General features: G+C 53.0%; 14 protein-coding genes. 5 read left to right on the forward strand and 9 right to left on the reverse strand.

The window, feature by feature from the left end; translation table 11 throughout:
• Positions 1-28: 28 nt before the first annotated feature.
• From G461_RS0115030 to G461_RS0115040, 3 genes are all read right to left on the reverse strand, one after another.
• Positions 29-3,145, reverse strand: a complete 3,117-nt coding sequence (locus G461_RS0115030) for an efflux RND transporter permease subunit (protein WP_026972451.1) — start codon at positions 3,143-3,145, stop codon at positions 29-31.
• Positions 3,146-3,154: 9 nt separating this feature from the next.
• Positions 3,155-4,291, reverse strand: coding sequence for an efflux RND transporter periplasmic adaptor subunit (locus tag G461_RS0115035; RefSeq protein WP_026972452.1), 1,137 nt, complete (start codon positions 4,289-4,291; stop codon positions 3,155-3,157).
• 178 nt (positions 4,292-4,469) lie between these two features.
• Positions 4,470-5,072 carry a single-stranded DNA-binding protein gene (locus G461_RS0115040; RefSeq protein ID WP_026972453.1) on the reverse strand — a complete coding sequence of 201 codons (603 nt, stop codon included), beginning with the start codon at positions 5,070-5,072 and terminating at the stop codon, positions 4,470-4,472.
• An 81-nt stretch (positions 5,073-5,153) separates the two neighbouring features.
• On the opposite strand from G461_RS0115040, the gene G461_RS0115045 reads away from it, so the two are divergent.
• Entirely contained in the window at positions 5,154-5,855 is a 702-nt protein-coding gene (locus tag G461_RS0115045; protein ID WP_035480429.1) for a pseudouridine synthase, read from the forward strand.
• A gap of 227 nt (positions 5,856-6,082) precedes the next feature.
• Positions 6,083-7,939 (forward strand): maltodextrin glucosidase, encoded by a 1,857-nt coding sequence (gene malZ, locus G461_RS0115050; protein WP_026972455.1) that lies wholly within the window; start codon positions 6,083-6,085, stop codon positions 7,937-7,939.
• Here the strand turns inward: malZ and G461_RS24400 are convergent.
• On the reverse strand, positions 7,932-9,380 hold the full coding sequence (locus G461_RS24400) for a DNA recombination protein RmuC (RefSeq protein ID WP_245587184.1): 1,449 nt from the start codon (positions 9,378-9,380) through the stop codon (positions 7,932-7,934). The genes malZ and G461_RS24400 overlap by 8 nt on opposite strands.
• Positions 9,381-9,491: 111 nt before the next feature.
• Between G461_RS24400 and G461_RS0115060 the strand changes: the two genes are divergently transcribed.
• Together G461_RS0115060 and G461_RS0115065 are read left to right on the forward strand one after the other, a co-directional pair.
• A complete protein-coding gene (locus G461_RS0115060) occupies positions 9,492-9,779 on the forward strand; it encodes an HlyU family transcriptional regulator (RefSeq protein ID WP_026972456.1) in 288 nt (95 codons plus the stop codon).
• A 61-nt stretch (positions 9,780-9,840) separates the two neighbouring features.
• On the forward strand, positions 9,841-10,683 hold the full coding sequence (locus G461_RS0115065) for a tetratricopeptide repeat protein (RefSeq protein ID WP_026972457.1): 843 nt from the start codon (positions 9,841-9,843) through the stop codon (positions 10,681-10,683).
• A gap of 68 nt (positions 10,684-10,751) precedes the next feature.
• Here the strand turns inward: G461_RS0115065 and G461_RS0115070 are convergent, their stop codons facing one another.
• Entirely contained in the window at positions 10,752-12,017 is a 1,266-nt protein-coding gene (locus tag G461_RS0115070) for an L-cysteine desulfidase family protein (RefSeq protein WP_026972458.1), read from the reverse strand.
• 143 nt (positions 12,018-12,160) lie between these two features.
• Positions 12,161-12,757: a cob(I)yrinic acid a,c-diamide adenosyltransferase gene (cobO, locus tag G461_RS0115075; RefSeq protein ID WP_026972459.1), complete on the reverse strand. Its 597-nt coding sequence runs from the start codon at positions 12,755-12,757 to the stop codon at positions 12,161-12,163.
• A 339-nt stretch (positions 12,758-13,096) separates the two neighbouring features.
• Between cobO and G461_RS0115080 the strand changes: the two genes are divergently transcribed.
• Entirely contained in the window at positions 13,097-15,019 is a 1,923-nt protein-coding gene (locus G461_RS0115080) for an exoribonuclease II (protein ID WP_026972460.1), read from the forward strand.
• Positions 15,020-15,195: 176 nt separating this feature from the next.
• Here the strand turns inward: G461_RS0115080 and G461_RS0115085 are convergent, their stop codons facing one another.
• The 3 genes from G461_RS0115085 to G461_RS0115095 all read right to left on the reverse strand — a co-directional run bounded on the left by G461_RS0115085 (position 15,196) and on the right by G461_RS0115095 (position 22,323).
• The gene (locus tag G461_RS0115085; RefSeq protein WP_026972461.1) at positions 15,196-16,545 is read right to left on the reverse strand and encodes a glycoside-pentoside-hexuronide (GPH):cation symporter; all 1,350 of its coding nucleotides are present in this window, start codon (positions 16,543-16,545) and stop codon (positions 15,196-15,198) included.
• A 382-nt stretch (positions 16,546-16,927) separates the two neighbouring features.
• Positions 16,928-20,608, reverse strand: a complete 3,681-nt coding sequence (locus G461_RS0115090; protein WP_169727265.1) for a translocation/assembly module TamB domain-containing protein — start codon at positions 20,606-20,608, stop codon at positions 16,928-16,930.
• 20 nt (positions 20,609-20,628) lie between these two features.
• The gene (locus G461_RS0115095; RefSeq protein ID WP_051333596.1) at positions 20,629-22,323 is read right to left on the reverse strand and encodes an autotransporter assembly complex protein TamA; all 1,695 of its coding nucleotides are present in this window, start codon (positions 22,321-22,323) and stop codon (positions 20,629-20,631) included.
• Between the last annotated feature and the right edge of the window lie 111 nt (positions 22,324-22,434).

A 22,434-nucleotide genomic window follows, 5' to 3' on the forward strand; every position in this document is an offset into this window, starting at 1 on the left:
CCTTTTGCTTCTTTGGGTAAACCTAGTGCTACTGCGTCTTAGGCTTGTTTACCTTCTCGCGCAGGCTCTGCAAGATAACGTAGAAGGCAGGAACCAGGCAGGTACCCACCACAGTGGCTGCCAGCATACCACCGGTTACCGCATAACCAAGCGATAGTCGACTCGCCGCCCCCGCACCGGACGCTGTGACCATCGGGATCATACCCAAGATAAACGACAGCGCCGTCATCAGTACTGCTCGGAAACGCAGGCGTGCTGCTGTGGTAGCGGCTTCAACGATTGAATGCCCCTCTTCACGCAACTGTTTGGCAAACTCCACCACCAGAATCGCGTTCTTACAGGCGAGGCCAATCAACAGCACCAAACCGATCTGGGTGTAAAGGTTGATCTCACTGCCCATTAACCAGATGTAGATAAAGGCACCCAGAATAGCGATTGGCACCGACAGCATCACCGACAACGGAATGGTCCAACTCTCGTACTGCGCCACCAAGAACAGATAGGTAAAGATCAGCGCCAGCGAGAAGATAAACGGCGCCAAGTTACCGGCCTGCAACTCTTGGTAGGTTTGACCACTCCAGTCGTAGGTATAACCGCTCGGGAAGCTGGTCTCGGCGATATTACGCACCGCAGCAATGGCATCACCAGTACTGTAACCCGGTGCTGGGAAGGCATTCATCTTCACCGCACCATAGAGGTTGAACTGGGTGGTGTACTCAGGACCGAGTACCGGTTCAACTTCTACCAAGGTGTTAAGTGGCACCATCTCGCCTGCATTGTTGCGCACATAGAAGCGGGCAATGTCTGTTTCACTATTACGGAACTCCGTTTCAGCCTGCATGTTCACTCGGAACACCTTGCCGAAGCGGTTAAAGTCGTTCACGTACAGCGAGCCCAGCATGGTTTGCAGCGTGGTGAAGATGCTATCCAACTGAATGCCCTGCACCTTGGCTTTTTCGCGATCAACGTCCACAAAGATCTGTGGCACGTCGGCACGGAAGGTACTGAATGCCGCGCCCAGCTCGGTGGCCTCGGAGGCTTGCAAAGCCATGGTACGCATCACTTGCGCCAAGCTCTCTGGACCCCGCCCTAAGGTATCTTGGATGAAGAACTCAACCCCGGCAACAGTACCCACACCCGGCAATGCCGGCAGTGAGAAGCTCATACCTTGCGCTTCTTGGTAGCTCGCTAAGATCTGATTGGCCTTCATCACCAAGCCCGCTTCACTAAGCTCTGGCGTTTGGCGCTCTTCCCAATCGGACAAGTTCAGCACCATCAGACCGGAGTTAGACGACACAGAGCCGGCAATCACCGAGTAACCCGCAGCGGAGATAACGCTGGTTACCCCTTCCATCTCACCAAGCTCTTCAACCATCTTACCGATCACATCTTTAGTACGGTTCAAAGACGCGCCATCAGGCAGCTGCACATCGATGAAGAAGGCCTTTTTGTCTTCGGTGGGTACAAAGCCGCTCGGCAACTGGGTTGCCATAAAGCCGGTACCCAGCAGCAAGCTCACGTAAAGCACACCAATAAAGCTGAGCTTACGTAAAATACCACTCACCAAGCTGTTATAGCGGCCGGTCAACTTCTCGAAGTTGCGGTTAAACAGCGCATGGAAGCCTTTAGTGTGTGGCTCGCTATTACGTAGCAGAGAGGCACACAGCGCAGGGCTCAAGGTCAGTGCATTTACAGAAGAGATCAGTACCGAAATACAGATGGTGATCGAGAACTGAGCATACATCTGACCGGTGATCCCGGGCATGACTGCCGTAGGAATAAACACCGCCAGCAACACCAAGGTGGTGGCGACAACCGGGCCACTTACCTCCAGCATGGATTTCTCAGTGGCCTCAATCGGTCCGAGGCCTTCTTGTTGCATCAAACGGGTGGTGTTCTCTACCACCACAATCGCATCATCCACCACGATACCAATCGCCAGAATCAGCGCGAACAAGGTCACGGTGTTGATGGTCATACCGGTTGCCAATAAGAAGGCAAAGGTGCCCACCAGCGATACCGGGATGGCAATCGCCGGAATCATGGTTTGACGCACATCCTGCAAGAACAGGTACACCACGAAGATAACCAGCGCACAGGCGATGATCAGCGTGATAACCATCTCTTCGATGGAGGCTTGTACAAAGGAGGTGGTGTCGTAGAGGATTTGATAGTCCAAATCTTCTGGGAAGTTCTGCTTGAGGCGATCCATCTCATCGCGGACACCTTGGGCCACTTCCAGCGCGTTTGCGCCACTGCTTTGGTTGATAAACAGCAAAGAAGCAGGCTTGTTATCCACCGAGGCTTCAGCGTCGTAGCTGGCAGCCCCCATTTCCACCCGGGCGATGTCGCGCAGGTACACCGCACTACCATCTAGGTTTGAGCGCACGATGATGCTTTCAAACTCTTCCGGGGTCGACAGGCGTCCTTTACTTTGCAGGGTGTACTGGAACTGCTGATCGTGCGGGGTTGGCGCTGCACCGATACGACCGGCGGCAACCTGTACGTTTTGCTCTTGAACTGCAGCGATGGCATCTTCCACGGTAACACCGAGGCTGGCCATACGGTCAGGGTTTAGCCAGAGGCGCATCGAGTAGTCCATACCACCGATAATGCTTACCTCAGAAACCCCGTTCACCCGCGCCAGATTGTCCTTGATGTTGATACCAACATAGTTGTTCAAGAACAGGTTATCGAAGCTGCCGTTGGGGGACGTAACCGTGAGCATCATCAGGATATTCGGGTCACGCTTTGCAACCACGATACCGCTACGCTGCACCTCCGCAGGCATCCGCGGCATGGCCCTTTGCACCCGGTTTTGCACGTTAACCTGCGCCATATCCACATCAGTACCCACTGAGAAGGTAACCGTCAGCGAGTAACTACCGTCGTTACCACTTTTCGATTCCATGTAGATCATATCTTCAACGCCGTTGACTTCGGCGTCGATGATCTTGGCGATGGTCTCCTCTACCACCTTGGCGCTGGCGCCGGGATATGAGGTGCTGACAGATACAGTCGGTGGCGAGATCTCAGGGAACTCGGCCACCGGCAGCACTGGGATAGACAAAAAACCGGCCAAGGTCAGAACAATGGAGATTACGAACGCAAACTTTGGGCGGTGAATAAAGAAGCGACTAAACATGGGAGCTCCTTACGACGCGCTTTCTTCAAAAGGACGCGCGGTCTCTTCGGTGTAATCCACCTCGACCCCAATTCGCACCCGCTGCAATCCGTCGACGATGACCATGTCACCCTCATCGAGCCCTTTCTCTACTTGCCAATCAATTCCATAACGCTCGCCCAGCTCAACGTTCTTGCGCTTGACAACGCCATCTTGGACGACCATCACGTAGCGGCCTTGCTGGTCCTCTTGAACTGAACGCTGCGGGATAACTAGTACCGACTCTTGCTCAGCCGCTTCAATAATGACCGTGAGGTAGAGTCCCGGAACAATAAGCTCTTCTTCATTAGGGAAGCGTGCCCGCACACTGAGGGTGCCGGTGGCCGCATCTACCCGGTTACTGGCGTAATCCAGTACCCCGGTTTCATCAAACATTGTGCCGTCTGGGAAGCGAACACGAACGGTAAGCTCTTCAAACACTTGCTCTGCGGTTTGGCCTTTCAGGCGCTGTGCGCTTACCACTGCCTTCTCTGGTACTTGGAAGGATACCCACGCGGGTTTGAGCTGCACCAAGCTAGCAAGCTCGGTTTGATCGGCTGAGATAAGGTCACCGGTAAACACTTCTGCGCGCGAGATGCGGCCACTAAAGGGCGCGTGGATCTCGGTATAGCTGAGCTCCAGCTCGGCTTTGTTAAGCTCGGCGCGAGCGCTGGTTAACGCAGCTTCGGTTTGCAGCTTGTTCGACAGTAGCGTGTCGTAGTCGGAGCGGCTGATAAAGTTATCTTTGATAAGCTCATCGCCACGATTAAAGTTCAGAACCGCCGTATCGAAAGCAGCACGCGCTTGCGAAACGATGGCTTGTGCAGATTTAACCGCCGCTTCGTATTGCTCTGGGTCAATCTCAAACAGCAAGTCCCCTTCGTTGACCACCGAACCTTCTTCAAAGGCTTTGGTGATCAAGTTACCGCGAACTTTCGACTTAATAACGATGTCCTGAGTGGCCTCACTGCGGCCAACAAACTCACGCGTGGGAACTACTTCTCGTAGTTCAACCTGGCGCACCGTCACGGCGGGTTTTACTGGAGGTGGTGGGGGTGGAGCCTGATCACAGGCAGCAATAGTTAGTAGCGTAGCTACCAAGAAACTAGCGCGATATACCGACGACATAGCACGTCCTTGATTTTGATGATAAATAATTGAGCAGGCACTCATATCATAACTCAGTAGATGATGGGCGCAACGCTAATGTTGCACAACTTAACATTAGCTCAGACTCGATAGCTTGTCACCAGAAATGAACGCAGCTTTAACTAACCTTTTCTTTATTTTTTAGTGCGTTACGTAATCAGGAAGGATTGTTTATCTTTATGCAGGTGTGGCCATGCAGCAGTACAGACTTTTCATCTGCCGACTTGCCTCTTACCATTCGTAATTCACCTTCCAGCAGCAATTGGCTCCCTTCGCCGCCGTGCTGATCAAGGTACTTAGCCGGGAAGCCCCATAGCTGGCAATCTATTGGCGCATTGCTGCCGACATCGAGGCTGAGTTTAATAAATTCGCGATCGTTGGTGCTCTTGGCCAAGGCCGAACGCTTAACCACCTGACCAATTAATTCGCTACGATTCCAATACAATTTGGTGGCCGTGCCTATCAAATCGGCGTTGGTTGCTGTGATGCTGCTGACCAGCTGATTTTGCTTGTTGAGCTGTTGATGGTAGTAGCCTTCTAGATGAATACCCTGCCCGGCCACTGCCCCTTGGCTTAAACGCTCAGCCAATTCGCCCTTGGCCTGTATCGAAAAGTAGTGTTTGCTTTCGCCATCGGCTGCGCGGCTTTTTACCTCAATATCGAAATGGGTGATCGCTTGGCCGTCGGCAAAATACCGGACAACCAACTGTTTTGAAACGATATTTCCTAGTAAAACGATACGACTGCGCAGTGACTGCAAGGGACTAACTCCGTTGGTGCTTGAGAGCTTTCCTTTATACCACTAAACTTGCCCGCCAAACCATTGATAAAACAACACGCTATGAGCAAGACCATCCGTCTGGATAAGTTTTTGGCACAATCTGTTGGCCTTACCCGCAGTCAGGCCAAACAAGTGATTAAATCCGGCTCGGTGCTGGTTGATGGCATTGCCACCAAGCAAGCTCAGCACCCTATCTCACCCGATACGCACGTTAGCCTGAACGGTAAATCCCTCAGCGCTAAACAGCCGCGTTACATCATGATGAATAAACCCGCGGGCGTGGTCAGTACTGAAGGCGATGCCCACCACCCCAGCGCAACAAGCTTAATCGAGGATGCAATGCCCGGTGAGTTGCACTGTGCCGGGCGGCTTGACGTCGACACTACAGGCTTGCTGCTGATCACCGACGATGGCCAATGGTCGCACCGGGTGACCAGCCCGCGCCACAATAAGTCGAAACGCTATCGGGTTGCTCTGGCTGATCCCATTGATCAAGCCGCGCTCGACACCTTGGCCCAAGGCGTGCTGCTACGCAACGAGGACAAGCCGACCCTGCCGGCAACCTTAGAGCAACTTGCCCCAACTGAGGTGCTGATCACCATCAGTGAAGGCCGCTACCATCAGGTGAAACGCATGTTTGCCTTTATTGGTAACAAGGTAGAAGCCCTGCACCGCGAAGCCATCGGCGACTTGGAGCTACCCACGGAGCTAGAACCGGGCGATTACTGTGAGCTAACTGCCGAGCAGATCGCGCTGTTTTAGAAAGATTTTGCCCGAAAATAGTTGCCGCCTTACTAAATATCCCAATACAGTTCAGTAATTGGCTTCACTATAATTCAGGTCGTATTAATAGAATGAAGCCGCCTCGGCACACAACGCTGAGGCGAATGGATACCCCCTTCTAACAAGTAACCGCCAGGCAAGTGCGGCAGCCCAACGGTAACGGGCGATTAAATAGAAGGGGTATAACAATAACTAGCGGGATCACTATGAAACAACACACCCTTTTCCACCCTCAGTCCGAGGTCACGCGCGTCCCCGGCGAATTTGGCGAGCAGTTTCTGCTTACCCTGTTAACCGCGCCTGAGCATCGCAACGAACAAGCCATCAAGCAATTGTTCGTGCGCGCTGAGCCGGACCATGAAGAGACCCTCTTCGCCATGAAGCGCCAAGGCCAGCGCTATGGCTGGGATGTTTGGCAGGCGACGATTCCGGTAGCGCCGCATAGCCACCAAACCCTGTATTGTTTCAAGGCGCTGTTTGAATCCGGCCAAATCTATCTCCATGCCGCAGGCCAAAGCCCACGCTTACCGCAAAAGCACCAACAGTTTCGCATCAGCCAGTTCCAACCACCGGAGTGGGTTAAACAGCAGGTGTTCTATCAGATCTTCCCGGAGCGCTTCCATAATGGCGATCCGAGCAACGACTACATTGCGCAGCACTACCCGTTCGAAAGTAACAAGCCGGTGGTTATCAAGCAGTGGGGAGAGCCAGTAGCCGCCAGCCACGACGGCACCGGTGCCAGTGAGTTCTATGGCGGCGACCTTCCCGGCATTACCCAAAAACTCGATTATTTGCAGGAGCTGGGCATCACCGGGATCTACCTAAACCCGATTTTTCACTCTCCGAGCAACCACAAATACGATACCTTCGATTATCTGCAGGTTGACCCCTGTTTTGGTGGCAACCAAGCGCTGGTAGAGCTCAGTGAGGCGATGAAGCAGCGCGAGATGCGTTTGATGCTTGACGCCGTAGTCAACCACACCTCCAGCCAACATCCGTGGATCGATGTTCCTAAGAAACTTGATGGCGGTGCGTTTGACAATGAAGTCTCTGCCTATCGTGACTTCTATAACTTCTTTGACGATGGTAACTACTGGTCGTGGAAGGGCTGTGACACTCTGCCGAAGCTAAACTTCGCCAACGACGAGGTGCGCGATTATATCTACACCAGCGAAAACTCAGTGCTAAAACACTGGCTGCGTCCGCCCTATTCCATCGATGCCTGGCGCTTTGACGTTGTACATATGCTTGGCGAGACCACCAGCGCGGAGAACAACGGCTATTATGTCGCCCAGTTCCGCGACGCCATCAAGCAAACCAATCCAGACGCCTATATGATTGGCGAGCACTTCGCTGAGGCCACCCAGTGGCTGCAAGGCGAGCAAGAAGATGGCGCCATGAACTACTATGGCTTCGCCCATCCGGTGATTGCTTTCTTGCTTGGAAAAGACGTTCCCGCTGCACACCCGGTAGAATTGTCAGCCGATGAGTTCGTTGAGTGGCTGGACCAGGCCGCCGCCAGCATTCCCTTTGCCAACCAACTCGCCCAATACAACCTGCTGGACAGTCATGACACCGCACGCTTCCTCTACCTGGCAGATGGCGATAAACAAGCGCTTAAACTGGCCACCACCTTGCTGCTCACCTACAAGGGCGTGCCGTCGATCTACTACGGCGATGAAGTGGGCCTAAGCGGTGGCTACGACCCGGATTGTCGTCGCTGCTTTCCGTGGGATGAGAGTGAGTGGGACCACGACTTACTTAGCTACAACAAGCAGCTAATCTCCCTGCGCAAGCAACGGATCGAACTGCAGCAAGGCGACCTGTTCACCTTGTACACCGACCAAGATTGCTGGGCCTTTATGCGCTACCTCAACGGCCAGCATAGCGTCGTTGTGGTAAACCGCGGTGCCGCGCGCGACCTACAGCTGCCGCTTGCGATGGTTTCTGGCGAACAGCGCTACCACGAGCTGTTTAGTGGACAGGCCGTGCAAGCTGAAAACAGCGTACTAAGCCTAGGTGTAGCCGAAAAAGCCAGCCTGGTGCTAAGCAGCGTCAGCTAGCCTCTTCATCGCTACTCTGATCATCACTAGTCAGAGAAGGCTCAACCTTAGCAACGTCGCTCAATTGAGCGACGTTTTTGTTGGTGGGTACGTGCATCTCTTTAAGCAACTCGGCTTGGCGCATCAAGTTGCCTCGCCCGGTAGAAAGCTTGCCCAGCGCAGCCTGATAGCTCTCCTGAGCCCGCTCCAACTGCTGCCCGTGAGATTGCAGATCTTGGGTGAAGGCCGCAAACTTGTCGTAGAGCTTGCCGGCCCGGGCGGCGATCAGTTTGGCATTTTGCTGCTGGTACTCCATCTTCCATAGGTTGTTGATGGTGCGCAGGGCCACCATTAAGGAGCTGGGGCTGACCAGCAAGATGTTCGAATCCAAGGCCAGGCTCACCAAGTCACCTTGATGCTGTACGGCGGCGATATAGGCGCTTTCTATCGGCACAAACATCAGCACGTAATCCAAGCTCTGAATGCTATGCAGCGTTTGATAGTCTTTGCGGGCTAAACCTTTGATGTGATTGCGCAGCGATAAGCAGTGCTCATCAAGCGCACTGGCAGCGCTAAGCGGATCCTCACTGTTATAGAAACGCTCGTAGGCGGTCAGGCTCACCTTGGAGTCTACTACCACCGATTTATCATCGGGAAGCTTCACCACCACATCAGGCTTGATCACCTTCCCTTGCTGATTATCGCCCACCACCTGGGTTTGATACTCAAGTCCCGGGCGCAGCCCAGCGTCTTGTAAGATGCGCTCCAACACCACCTCGCCCCAGTTGCCCTGCTGCTTGCTGTCGCCTTTAAGGGCACGAGTTAAGTTGTGTGCATCGTCACTCAGCTGCTGATTGAGTTTTTGCAGCTGCAGCAGCTGGTCACGCAGGGAGTGGCGCTGTTGCGCCTCGTTCTGATGATTCTGCTGGATCTGCAGGCGAAAGCTCTGCAACTGTTCCTTGAGCGGATCCAACAGGTGCTTCAGCCCTTGTTCGCTTTGCTGCTGCAAATGTTGCTGCTTGCTCTCTAAGACTTTATTGGCCAAGGCTTCGAACTGTTGCTGGAGGCGCTGTTCGCCCTGCTCTAGCTGCACAATGCGTTGCTGAGCGGTCTTCTCTTGCTCGCCGCTGACCGCTAACTGTTTTTCTAACGCGATGATCTGTTGCTGCTGGGCTTGAGATAGTTGCTGGGTGTCAGAGAGCTGCTGGCGATACACCTGAAGCTGGGCGAGCTCTTGCTGCATTGCTGCACTTTGTTGCTGCTGATGATGCAAGGCGTCGGTGGCTTGATCGAGCTCTTGCAGAGTCAGCTCTTTTTCAGTGTGCAGCGCAGCCAGTTGCTGCTGGGCTTCGCCTAGCTCGCGCTGCCTACGTTGTGACAACACAACTAATGCTATCACTGCAACCAACAGCAACAACGCGCCAAAGACGACAAGGTAGAGAGAAGAAAGTGGAATATTCACGCAGCGGCCATTGCAGTTAATCTAACTTGCTAGCTATTATGCACAATGACCACAATACCTGCCAAACTCAACGCAGTTAACACATTGAAAATTAGACGATAAGGTTAAGAAATGGGCATTTTCTCTTCGATTAAAGCACTGTTCGCGGGTGGCCAGTCTGCCGCTTCCTCTCACCCAGCAGAAGATTACCAAGGCTTTAGCATTCAACCGACTCCGCAGCGCGCCAACGGTCAGTATCGTGTTGCTGCGCTAATCAGCAAAACCATTGATGGCGAATTAAAAGAACATCAGTTTATCCGCTCAGATACCTGTGGCAGTGAAAGCGACGCTGCAGAGCTGGCGCTTAGCAAATGCCGGATGTTTATCGACCAGCAAGGCGAGAAAATCTTTGAGAACTAATGGTTGAAAACCAGCTGCATCGCCGCCATTACTAGTTCAAACGCATACCCAGAGCGAAAACATGTTTACAGAGATTACCTTTGAAAATGCCCAACAGGCACTGATTGAAAGCTCCCTCAATCAAACCGTTGTGGTTCAATTTTATTCCCCGTCCAGCCCTGCTTGTGAGCCTATCTCCCAGCAACTGGCCGCGCTGGCACAGCAATACCCGGGGCAGTTCGCACTCACCCGTCTAAACATGGACGAGTTGGCCCCACTTGCTGCACAGCTTGGGGTTGGCCAAGCACCGGCCATCCTGATTTTGCAGCAAGGTCGTCCGGTAGATGGCACCAACGACTTCTCACAAGCCACTGCAGTGAGCGACTTGATTGCCCGTCACCTGCCTAAGCCTGAAGATCTTGCGCTCACCGCAGCCACTGGCGAGCTAGAGCAAGGTAACGTTGAGGCGGCGCTTACCGCCGCTCGCGACGCCTATGCCATCGACCAGCAGCGCAGCGACATTAAGTTTGCGCTGATCCGCGCGTTGCTTGAGAACCGCAAGGCCGAAGAGGCCGAGCAGCTTCTTGATAGCCTGCCGCTTGAAGACCAGCAGGCTGACTATCAGGCGCTGCGTAGCCAGTTGGAGCTGCTACAAGCCGCCGCCGATAGCCCGGAGATCCGAGCGCTAGAAGAGCAGCTTGCTGCCGCACCTGACAACCTGCAGCTGCGCCTCGATCTGGCGATTCAATACTCGCAAAACGGTCGTAATGAAGAGGCGCTCGAATCGCTGTTTAGCATGCTAAAACAGAATCTTGACGTTCTCGATGGTCAAGTAAAGAAGCATTTCTTGGATATGTTGGTGACCTTGAACGGCGAAGCGATTGCCTCAACCTATCGCCGCCAGTACTACTCGTTGCTTTACTAAGTTTGCTAAGGCCGTATTCGATATCAAGAGCAAGCCGCAGGGCTTGCTCTTTTTCGTTATGAGCCCGCTTATTTTTGCGCCATCAATGCAATGATCGCCTTGTCGCTGTAGCGCATGGCATCCCGGGATAGCTCGCCAAGGCGCTGGATACTCTCGTCGACACAGTCCTCGACGATGCCCTGCTCTGCACCGATCTGACTGCCCCCCAAGGCCATTATCGCCGCTTTTACCGCCGCGCTGGCACCGGTAGATACTTTGAGTGCACAGCCAGGCTTGGCACCGTCACAAAAGATCCCAGAGACATCGCCAATCATTAACTTGATAGCCTGCTCGATTTGCTGATTGGACCCACCCATCAGCCAACACAGTGCCGCAGCGCTGCCCATAGCGGCAGTGGTTCCCGCACATAGCGCCGAAAGCTTGTCTTGAAAAGACTTAATGTAAATCGCACACAGGTGACTGATGGCTAGAGCCCGCAATAGCTTTGCTTGCTCCACATTGACAATCTGCGCATAGGCTAGCACCGGCATGGTGGCAGCAATGCCTTGATTGCCGCTGCCTGAATTGGACATCGCCGCCAGCGGCGCACCGCCCATTCTCGCATCCGATGCCGCGGCAGTTAAACGTACCGCACGGTTTAACACATCGTCGGCTAACAACCCGCTGTCTACCTGCGCCTGTAAACTGCGCCCCACCGACAAGCCATAGTGGCCGGTAAGGCCTGCATCGGCTAGCTTGAGATTAAGTGTCGCGGCTTGGCGTAGCGCGTCGAGTTCAGCGACCTCGACGGTGCTTGCGTAGGCGACGATCTGCGAAATCGAGATATCACTTGCGGCGCGTTCGGCCTGCGACGTTTCATCGAGGGCGCTATGTAGCAGCTCACCAGCGACCTTCACTGAGCTGAACCGGCAATGACTACCGCTGATTACTACTTCCACTGGCTTGTCCGCCTTAACAACTAAACGGGTATACAGAGGGTCGTCTGATTCCACCAATGAGATAGTCACCCAGTCAGATTCAACAAGTTCTGCCGCCTGCTCCAGCGCAGCATCGTTGATACCATGCAGCACCTCTAGCCCGGCATCGGCGTCACCGCAGCACCAGCCCAACGCCGTGGCAATCTCCAGCCCACAGCGACCGGTTCCCGGGACGACAACCCCTTTGGCGTTTTTGTAAAGGTTGTGGCTAACTTCAAGGTGAACACTCGCAGGATGTGTACTCGCATAACGCTTGGCCTTGGCTGCCACCAAGGCCGCGGTTAAGGGCTCGGTACAGCCAGTAGCGGGTTTAACCCGTTGATTTATCAGTTGAGTGTAGGGATGTAACTGTGCCATACGCACCTCTTGCTAAGCCTTTGATTTAGCTTAGAAGAAGCGCTACAGCACAGTTTTGCGAAATTCTGACTAGTTATCAGAGGAAAGAGAAATATTTTCTACAATAAGGCTCGCTAGCAAAACGTTTTCACTCTTTAGGGCGATTACCAGTCAATCCCCTTGCGCGCCTTGATACCACTTTCGAAAGCATGTTTAACACTTTTGACCTCAGACACCGTGTCGGCGATCTCAAGCACCGCCCGATGACAGGCACGCCCCGTGACAATAACACTTTGCTCCTTTGGTCGGCTTTGGATGGCGTTCACCACTTCCTCCACAGGTAAGTAGTGGTAGCTCAGCATGTAGGTCAGCTCATCGAGCACAATAAGGTCTATAGACGGGTCAGAAAACCATGGCAGCGTTTGCTGCCAAACGCGCTCTGCAGCGTCGATATCAGCCTGCTTGTCTTGAGTGTCCCAAGTAAAACCGGTGGCCATCACCGCAAATTCAACCCCGTGTTGCTCCAGGATATTACGCTCGCCGCAATCCCAGGTACCTTTAATAAATTGAGCGACTTTGACGTGCTGGCCATGCCCCACCGCGCGCACCGCACAACCATAGGCCGAGCTGGATTTACCCTTGCCATTACCGGTTAACACCAGCACGATGCCGCGCTCCTCGCTCGCCTTTTCAACCTTTGCATCAACACTCTCTTTTAGGCGTTGTTGGCGCTGCTGATGGCGTTGTTGATTGTTTGCCATACTCCTCCTTTATCATCGGCTTTTTGATAGGGCGTGTTGACCTTCGGTGTTCATTTTTGCAGCTAACTCCGAGTATTTGTAAATACTGCCGCGACACACCTAATCATTTTGCTCATACGAACGTCTCGTAGCAATGATGACGCTGCCCGTTGGGCTCATGTAAACAGCGTCTTTGCTGCGTCCCTCGCTCCTCGCATAGAAAAACTATGCGTCGTCACTCACTCCTTGCACAGACGCCGTTTCCATTGAGCAAAATTCGAACCCCAAAGAACAACACGCCCTAGCCTGAAAACAGTTGCTTGTGTATAGTTCAGGCCAAGGCCTACATTGATTGAAAATATGTTTAAAGACAACCCTCTTCTCGCCCAGCTCAAAGAGCAGATCCGCGAGACCATCCCCACCATTGAAGGTACGGTCAAAGCCACAGAGAAAGGCTACGGCTTCCTACAGATTGACAGTAAAACCAGTTACTTTATCGCGCCGCCCGACATGCGCAAGCTGATGCATGGCGACAAGATCAGCGCCGCACTCAGAGAGAACAATGGTAAGCAATCTGCCGAACCAGAAAAGCTGGTAGAAGGTGCGGTTAGCCGTTTTATTGCTCAAGTCGAGTTCAAGGATAAACGCACTAAACTGCGTGTTGATCACCCGCTGATCAATCAGTTGATCTCGGCCCGGGCCAAGAAAAACGCCGAATTCTCAATTAAAGAGCATGATTGGGTGGTGGCAGAGTTACGTCAACATGCCTTGGAAAAGGGTCACTTTAACGCTGAGATCACCGATTTTATCGCCCACAGCGACGACCCCTTCGCCCGGTGGAAAGCGACCACTGCGCAACACCAATTGGCGTGGAATGAACCGGATGATCAATTCGAGTTCAGCGATCAATCTGAGCAAAGCCGCAGCGACCTAAGCGACAAAGTCTTCTTCACCATTGATGGCCAATCGACCCTGGATATGGACGATGCCATCTGCGTAGAGAAAACCGAAAACGGTTGGAACCTGCTAGTCGCCATCGCCGATCCATCGGCCTATATCACCCCCGAGCACCCGCTGGAGCAAGAGGCGCAAACTCGCGCCTTTACCCTGTACTTGCCAGCCCGCACGGTACCGATGATGCCAAGTGCCCTGGCCAACGAGTTGTGCTCACTGAAACAGCAGCAGCAAAAGCTTGCGCTGGTTTGTCATATGTCGGTGAGTGACAGTGGTGAACTCGGCAATGACTATCGCTTCGAACTAGCAACCATCGAATCAAAGCATCGCCTAAGCTACGACGAGGTTTCGAATTACCTTGAACAAGGAGAAGGCGAATTCACGCCAGCGCTCAGCGAGGCACTTAAGCAGCTCAATACCCTGTCAGAGCAGCGCTATAGCTGGCGCGCTGAAAACACCACCGTGTTTGGCGATCAGGCAGACTACGAGTTCGACCTCGACCAACAAGGCAAGGTTATCGATATCCACCGCAAGCCACGCCGCGCCGCCAATCGTATGGTTGAAGAGTCAATGGTAGCCGCCAACGTTATTGCTGGTCGCTTCCTGGCGCGCCAACTTGGCTTTGGGGTGTTCTCGGCCCACGCCGGCTTCAAGCAGGACAAACTCGATCAAGTGGTTGAAGCCTTGAACCACTTTGAATACAGCTACAGCAAAGAGCAGCTCTCAACCTTAGAAGGCTTTTGCCAACTGCGCCGCGAGATTGCCGCCCGTGGCCCAGCCAAGCTCGATGGCCTACTTAAACGTTTTTACACCTTCAGCGAGTATGCCGATCTGCCACTGCCCCACTTCGGCTTGGGCGAAGAGCTCTACGCCACCTGGACCTCGCCGATCCGCAAATACAGCGACTTGCTCAACCACCGCTTAATCAAAGCGGTGTTAGCCGAGCAGCAACCAGACAAACCTTTGAATGACAGTCTGACCGCACACCTTGGTGAGGCGCGCAAAAAGCACAAGTTTGCCGAGCGCGATATGGCAGACTACCTCTACTGCCAGTACTTTAACGAGCAAGATCGCGAGCAAACGCTGGAAGCCGTTATCACTTCGGTGACCCGCGGTGGTCTGAAGGTACGTTTGGTTGAATCTGGCGCATCTGCGTTTATCGCCAAACAGGCGCTTTGCAAGAAAGAGGACAAGCCAGAGTTTAACTCTGAGCTAGGCTTCTTCGCCAACGGTGAGGTGCGTTACGAGCTGCAGCAAAGCCTGCAAGTTAAGGTGACTAGCGTCAACGTACAAAACAAGGCCATTGCCGTAAAGCCGGTGACTGACTAATCATCATTGCAGACACAGTTAGAAGGCCTCCAAAAGGAGGCCTTTTTGTATCGAGTACTCTCCCCACAATAGCGGTTATACATTCATCCCTGTTTGCCAGCGGCGAGCCCGGCTATTACTGCAGAACCAAAAAAGCCACCTCAAGAGGTGGCTTTGGTTAGATAACCCGTTAGTGATTAAGCAGCAACTGGCTCAGCGTTGAGCTTGCTTGCAATTGACTTAAGCGCTTGGGTATCTAGCTTGTAGAAGCTCATGATTCCGCCTAGCAGTACGTAACATACGCCTGGAATAACGGTGAACAGCATGGTGATCCAACGAAGCGCTTCAGGTGTTTGCGTCTCTGCGCCGCCCACGTAGCCAGAGCCGGCTAGAATCCAACCAACCAGCGCACCGCCGATAGCGATACCCGCTTTAATAGCAAACAGTGCAGTAGAGAACACCATACCTTCCAGTGAACGGCCACTGCGGCTTCGCTCGTAATCTACTACATCACTCATCATGCTCCACAACAGCGGAGTTGACATCATCTGCACCAGACACAAGGTGATGTGCAGGGTGAATACCAGCGTCAGGTTAGCCGGATTAACCAAGTACAGCACCGCTGACAGTAGACCAGACACTACGATGATTACTTTGTAAGCTTGTACCTTGTCAAAGCGTGCCAGCAGCGGCGCTGATACCAACGCACCGATAATGTTTGCTGCCATACCAGCAACCATGAAGGCAGTAGCCAAGTCTGCGCGACCCAGCACAGAGTTCACGTAGTACATGGTCGATGCACCCTTGAGTACCACACCCACCAACAAAACCAGGTTCAATACGAACAAGACGCGCCACTGGCTGTTAGCAAGCAGTAGTTTAAGGTCTTTAGCGACAGAGCCTTTCGCTTGTTGGGTCGGAGCAACACGCTCTTTAGTATTTGCAAAGCTAATGAAGAACAAAGCGATGGCGATAACCCCCATCACGCTCATTGCGCCAAAGTAGCCAACTTGCTCGTTGCCGCCACCGATAAGCTTAACCAGAGGAAGTGCTACCAAGGCGACAATCAGACCTGCCGCAGTACCCAGCGCAAATCGGAAGCTTTGCAGTGAGGTTCGCTCTTGTGGATCGCTGCTCAGCGCGTTAGCCATGGCGCAGTATGGAACGTTAATCGCGGTGTACATGATAGTCAGAAAGATGTAAAACGCATAAGCGTAAACAATCTTACCTGTTTGCCCCATATCTGGAGTGTAAAAGGTCACCATACATGCCAGACCAAAAGGTACTGCAAACCACGCTAAGTAAGGCCGGAAACGCCCCCAGCGGGTCTCAGTTCGGTCAACCAATGATCCCATTAGCGGGTCAGTGATCGCATCAACAAAGCGCACCAATAAGAACATGGTACCCATGTGGGCCGGCGAGAGGCCATACACATCGGTGTAGTAGTACGCAAGAAACAACATTACGGTCTGCCACACAAAGTTGCAGCCCATATCGCCAAGTCCATAGGCGATTTTTTCCCGAATAGTCAGGGGACGGATAGACATTACTTAACTCCAAAAAGGCTATGCCACGAATTCACGAGTGACATTTTCCACACATGCCATGAAACAAAAAATTGTCATATGAAAATGATGGATTATGTTATTTGTTTTCTGTGATCGTGTCGAAACTACCGGAACGATAGCGTTTTAGTGAGGTAAATAACAGTGTAAGCGCTTTCTATGTTGTTTAGTTACATTATCGCTGTAAGCCAATATTTACGTAGGTTGAACTTTGCTCTAACTAACTGAAACTATGTTAACTAGATCTCATTTTAAGCACGTGAAGATTGTCACATTAGCATGCAACATGAACGTGTTTTTAGCAGTATTTTACCATTTTTAGTAGCGCCATGATGTTTAGTCACTATAAGGTTTGATGAGGTTTTTAGTTGTCTCGCTCGCGCACACTGAACTCGTAATAGAGATCAATTGCGCTGTTTAGCCCAGAGAATGCCTCAAGGAAAAGCTTTGGTAGTACTTCATAGCGAACCGTTAGCTCATTGACCGGGTTGAACACGCCCATACCGTAGCGTACTTGCACGCCCGGTAAGATATAGGCACTGACCTCTACCTGGGTATCGCTGCCTGTGCTATTGGCACTCACTGAAAGATCGTTCAAACCAAGACTGCTACCCAAGTTACCCACGGTTCCGCTGGCACGAGCAACACCCAGAGAAATAAGCATGGAAGTAAGCGCATTTTGATCCTGCTCACTGTCTTCGAGCCCCCTGCCCCTCAGTAAATAAGACAATTGCTCGTTCTGCGACATGGTCGGTTCTGAAAACAAGGTGACTTGCGGCGCATCAGCCAGCCCCACAACCCTTACCCCCACAGTCACCCCATCGGCGATGTTATCGGGGTTGCGAATGGCTTCGATGTCTAAATAGGGCTGCTCCATAGAACCGGAGAACAGCAGCCAACCTTTGGTGAGCACCAAGTTTTGCCCGTAGGCGCGGAAGCTGCCATCGATGAGTTCGATACGCCCGTTGGTAAGCATACTCTCGCCCGGTCGCTGGTCGATCTGCAGTTGCCCGCTAAGCTGAGTATCTAAGCCGAGCGCCTTAAGGCTGAGGTTTTCCGATACGATAAGCCGAATGCTCACCGCCAATGCACGGCTGACGAAGGGCTCTTTCTGCTCTTCGATAACGATCACGTCTGGTGACAACTGAACCGCTGTCTCAGGTAGCTGCTTCACTTCGATGCTACCCTCGTTGACCACCAGATCGCCGGACAAGGAGATCAGATCCTTATCTAGACTTAGCTCCAGATCCGGCGAAATTACCGCGCGCGCGTAGGGCTCGACCACTATCGGCAGGCGGTTCGCATCGAACTGCACGCGCCCTTGCAGCGCGTCCCGCCAGTCAAACTGGCCGCTCCATTTGGCCGCTTGGCCAGAGCTAATAAACTGACCCGCCACAGTTGCGCGATTGCCGTTGAAACGCAGGGCGGTTTGCAACTGTGCAATCTCAAACGGTAATAGGTGACTGGATACTTCTCCTTTATCTAGCGCCAGCTCACCGTAAACCAGTGGTTGCTGGCGTGTCCCGGCTAAGGTCAGCTGCGCTTCAACGGCGCCTTGCAGGCTTGTGAGGTCGGGGAACAGTCCGGACAAAGACGCTAGCTCTAATCCGCTCCAACGGAGCGAGCCAGCCATCTCCTCGCTGGGTAAGCCCGGCAAGGTCAGCTCACTTCGTAACACACCAATTTGCTCACTATCGAGCGCGATATCGCTGAACAGTTGGCCATCAAGGTAGTTGCCCGTTGCATTGAAGCGCTCCACCGTAAAACGCTGCTCACCAAGCGTTACATCATTAGTGCTTAATACCGCCTGATTAACGCTGAACTGGTAATCGGCTTGTTCCAGTTGATAACCCGACAAGCTGGCATTCACCGCGATCTCTGCTGCGGCTTCAAGACGTAGGTTCTCCGGCAACAGGCGATTTAACAGCGATAAGTTCAAACCGCTGCCGGTTAACGACGCTCGCCCATCTCCCAGCTCACTCAAGCTAAGCTCGGCACATACGCTATCGTTGCTGCGAGTCACGCATAGCTCAGACAGAGCAAACTGCCCTTCCAGCCACTCAAGCGCTGCGGGCTGGGCGATGCGCCAGCGCCCAAAATCACTATCAAGCGACAGCTGCTGCACCTTGCCTTGCCACTCGTTAATAGAGCCAGCCCCCTGCAACCCAAGCTTTAGGTTCAGCTCTTCATCGTTTAGCTGAAAGTCAATCTGCTGCATCCCGTCGCGCGAACGATAATCAATGCTGCTGTCGTTGAGCGCGAGCCCAGCTACTTGCACATCACTGACCGCCAGCGACAGGGTACCGGCATATTCGTCATTTATGGTTATGGCACCACTACTGCCTAATGTGCCCAATGACAACGCGGAGTGAACGATTTCGGAGCCGGTTACACGCCACTCGATCTGCGGCTCACCGCTCGGCGAGGAATCTAACTGGGCATCAACGCTTACGCTTCCCTTGCCTACATCGGGCAACACGGACAAATCGTTGAGCACAGCACCTAGCGATGCAGCCAAGCCATTGTGGTTGTTCGCTGCAAACTCAAGCCTGTTGTCACCCAGCTCTATCATGGATGTCGTTTCAAACTGATCGGCTTGCCCCTGTGCGGCGGCAGTTAAACGTAAGGCCGTCGCTAGCCACTCACCGTTAATCTCAGCGCGCTCAATCTGCCACTGGTCGCCGTTGACCGCAGCGCTTATCTCGCCATCGAACAGCGGCAGCTCAGGTAGCCCCTCAAGGGTTAGCCACTCACTAAGTTTGAGCTGGCTGAACTGCGCGCGCGCCTCGGCATGAAACGGGCCAGCCCAATCAACTGCGCTGGTAATCTGTATCTCTTGTTCAGGCTTATCCAGAGGATTGATGCTTAGCTCAAGGCTATCGATAGCAGCGATGTCGCCAAGCGCATTAAACGTCAGCTCACTGACAGAGGTGTGTTCTATTGCGGCCTCACCTTGCAGTTGATAACGGCTAAGGTCGCCCTTAGCCATTACCTTAGAATCGCGGGCGAGCAGTTGCTCTTCAACAAGCGTGTAAGGGCTTTGTAAATCCACAGTCAAGTCAAAAGGTAAGTCCTGAGCGCTCCACCCCAACTGCCCTTGCATAGTTAGCTCTGCCAGTCCGCGAGTGTGGAGAACAATCCGGCTATCATGCGATGGGCCAGACTGGCTAAGCTCAAACGCCAACGGTTCGCCGAGCACGCCGCTCTCCCCACTTGCCTTAAGAGTTGACGCCCAGCCATCCGCGAAGTCGATCTCGCCACTCGCCTGCAAGGAGCCCCAAGGGGTGATCCCAGACAGTGAGGCCACGCTCAACTCAGTGTCAAAACAACTTGCCCCATCTACACGCACTTGGCTGAACATTAGATTGTCATTGGCAAGCCGTACTTCTCCGCTTGCCGCATCCAAGTGCTCAAGAGTAATCAGATACTGAAGCGCGATATCAGGCAGGTTTATCTGCGGGTAGCGAAAGCTGGCCAAGCCATTGGAAGATGACGCGTCAGCTTGCTCATCTCCCGCCATATTGGATAGGTCCACCAACCAGCTATCTATTGAGAATCGCTGCACTGTGAGGTCTTGCTGATACCAGCTGGCTGAAGTCTGCAGATCGCGCCAGTGGATAGTTAAGTCGTTTACATCTACCCGGCCATCTTCTACCTGCAAGTGCTTGAGAATCAGCGCGTAAGCGGGCGTCCACCACCCGGAGGACTCTGTTTCTTGAGCTGGTTCGTCGTCGCTAGACTCAAAGCCGTCAGTATCCACCCTCACATGCACCTTGCTCGCTTCCAGCTTATCGACACAGGCGGAAAATCGGGGTAGACATCGCCAGCCAATGGATAGCGCAGCATCTTCTACATGCACTTCCAAACCAGGCTGTACCCACGAGACCTGCGCCAGCTGTAGCTCACTCACCACATTGCCGGAACTCAGCTCAATAGTAAGCTGCGGCAGCAGGTCATCAGCCAAGTTGAGGATCTTACGGCTACCAAACTCGCTACCCAGAATCATCAACAGCAGCGCGCATAACAGCACCAATGTGCCTAACACTAAGGCTCCAATACGGCCCATCATATATCAGGCCCCATCGAGAAGTGCAGTCGCCAAGGGTCATCATCGTTCTGTAAGCCTTTGGCAATATCTAAGCGCACCGGGCCGATAATCGTTACCCAACGAATACCAAAGCCAAGGCCAACCGAGGGCTCTTCACTAAAATCATTGGTGGCGATACCGGCATCGGCAAACAGGGCAACGCGCCAGCGGTCGAAGATCTGATAGTTGTATTCCAAACTCCCCACCACGGTAAACTTACCCCCGATTAGCTGCCCTTCATCGTTGGTAGGAGAAATGGTTTTGTAGTCATATCCGCGGATGCTTTGGTCACCACCGGCAAAGAAACGCATCGAGGCGGGTACATCGGTAATATCATCAACCCAGATGGCACCTGCATTTACCCGAGTAATCAGACGGTGCTTACGGTAGCTGCGCAACCACTTGGTTAGCCCGGTGACCCTTAACAGATCCACATCGGAACCCCATGCGGTGCTAGATAGTTCGGTGCTTAACTGCAGATTGTCACCCCAGTAAGGGTCAAGGCCACCACGCGAACGCAGCCGCGCTAAGTTGACGCCGGGTAGGATCAAGTTGCTGCGGTCATTTTGGTCGGCCTGCTCGTAGTCTTCGAGCAGCCAGCGCAGAAACAGCGCAGTAGTCAGGTCGGGATTAACCCGCCATTGCCGCGTCGAGCTAAACACCAACTTGTTACTGACCGTATCGTTGGTATCTTCGCGTTCCCAACCGCTTTGAAAGTCCAGGTAGTCGTCGATGGGATCGTTCATCGGTATCCGATAGAACAGCGAACCAGACTGGCGAACTTGCGAGCCTTCCGCTTCAAAGCCGATACTATGGCCGGCTGCATTCACCCACGGTCGATTCCACTTAAAGCGCAATCGTGGTCCCACATCAGTGGCTACGCCGCCACCAATTTCAAAGGTGTCGCGGGGTTTACGGCGCAATTCAACCAGCATATCGATATGCTGATCGCGCCGGGTTTCCAGATCGGGTTGTACCGCAACAACCCGAAAATAATCGGTCTCTCCGAGTTTTTGGTTAAACTCACCAATTACCTCAGCGTCGTAGTATTGGCCGCGTTCGAATCCGGCCAAGTCGACAAACAACTCCCCCGGCACCTGCGGATTGGTAAAGATAAGCTCGCCAAAGCGATAACGTAGACCAGAGTCGTAGATAAAGTCGATTTCAGCGGAGTTCTCAGCAATGCTGACGGTTACCCGGCTTTCCACTAAGTTGGCATCGAAGTAGCCATAGCGCACTGCAATGCGATTTAAATCGCTTTTTAGCGCTTCGAAATCGCCATGATTAAAACGACCACCTTGTTTAATGGAGGTGTTGGCAAACACCTGAAGGTAGACCGGATCGAGCAAAGCATCGCCACGGATCTCTAAGCGCAGCTCGCTAATGGTGAGCGGTGGGCCGATACCAACCTCAATCACTAAACGTGAGTCACCCTCCCAACGGGTATTAATGGTGCTTTGGTAGTAACCCAGTGCACGCAGCGCCGTGCGGGTTTGCTCGATACTCGCGCTTTCGATAAAGCGTTGACCAACCGAGTCAGAAAAGCTTTGGTTGTTCAGATAAAGATTCACATTGTCTGCCGCGGCCCCATCTATCCCCACCAAGCGATACTCCAACGCGAGGGCCTGGCAGCTATATAGCAGGGTGATGAATAGTAGCGCGCGTAAACTCAAACAAACCTCATAAAACGTGGAACGGGTGCGCCCTCATTGTCGGCTTAACTTGATGATTTAACAAGATAGTTGAAAGCAATTCCTTGCTTATATGGTCTATAGTCAAGTTAG

Source organism: Aliagarivorans marinus DSM 23064 (assembly GCF_000429485.1).
GTDB lineage: Bacteria > Pseudomonadota > Gammaproteobacteria > Enterobacterales > Celerinatantimonadaceae > Aliagarivorans > Aliagarivorans marinus.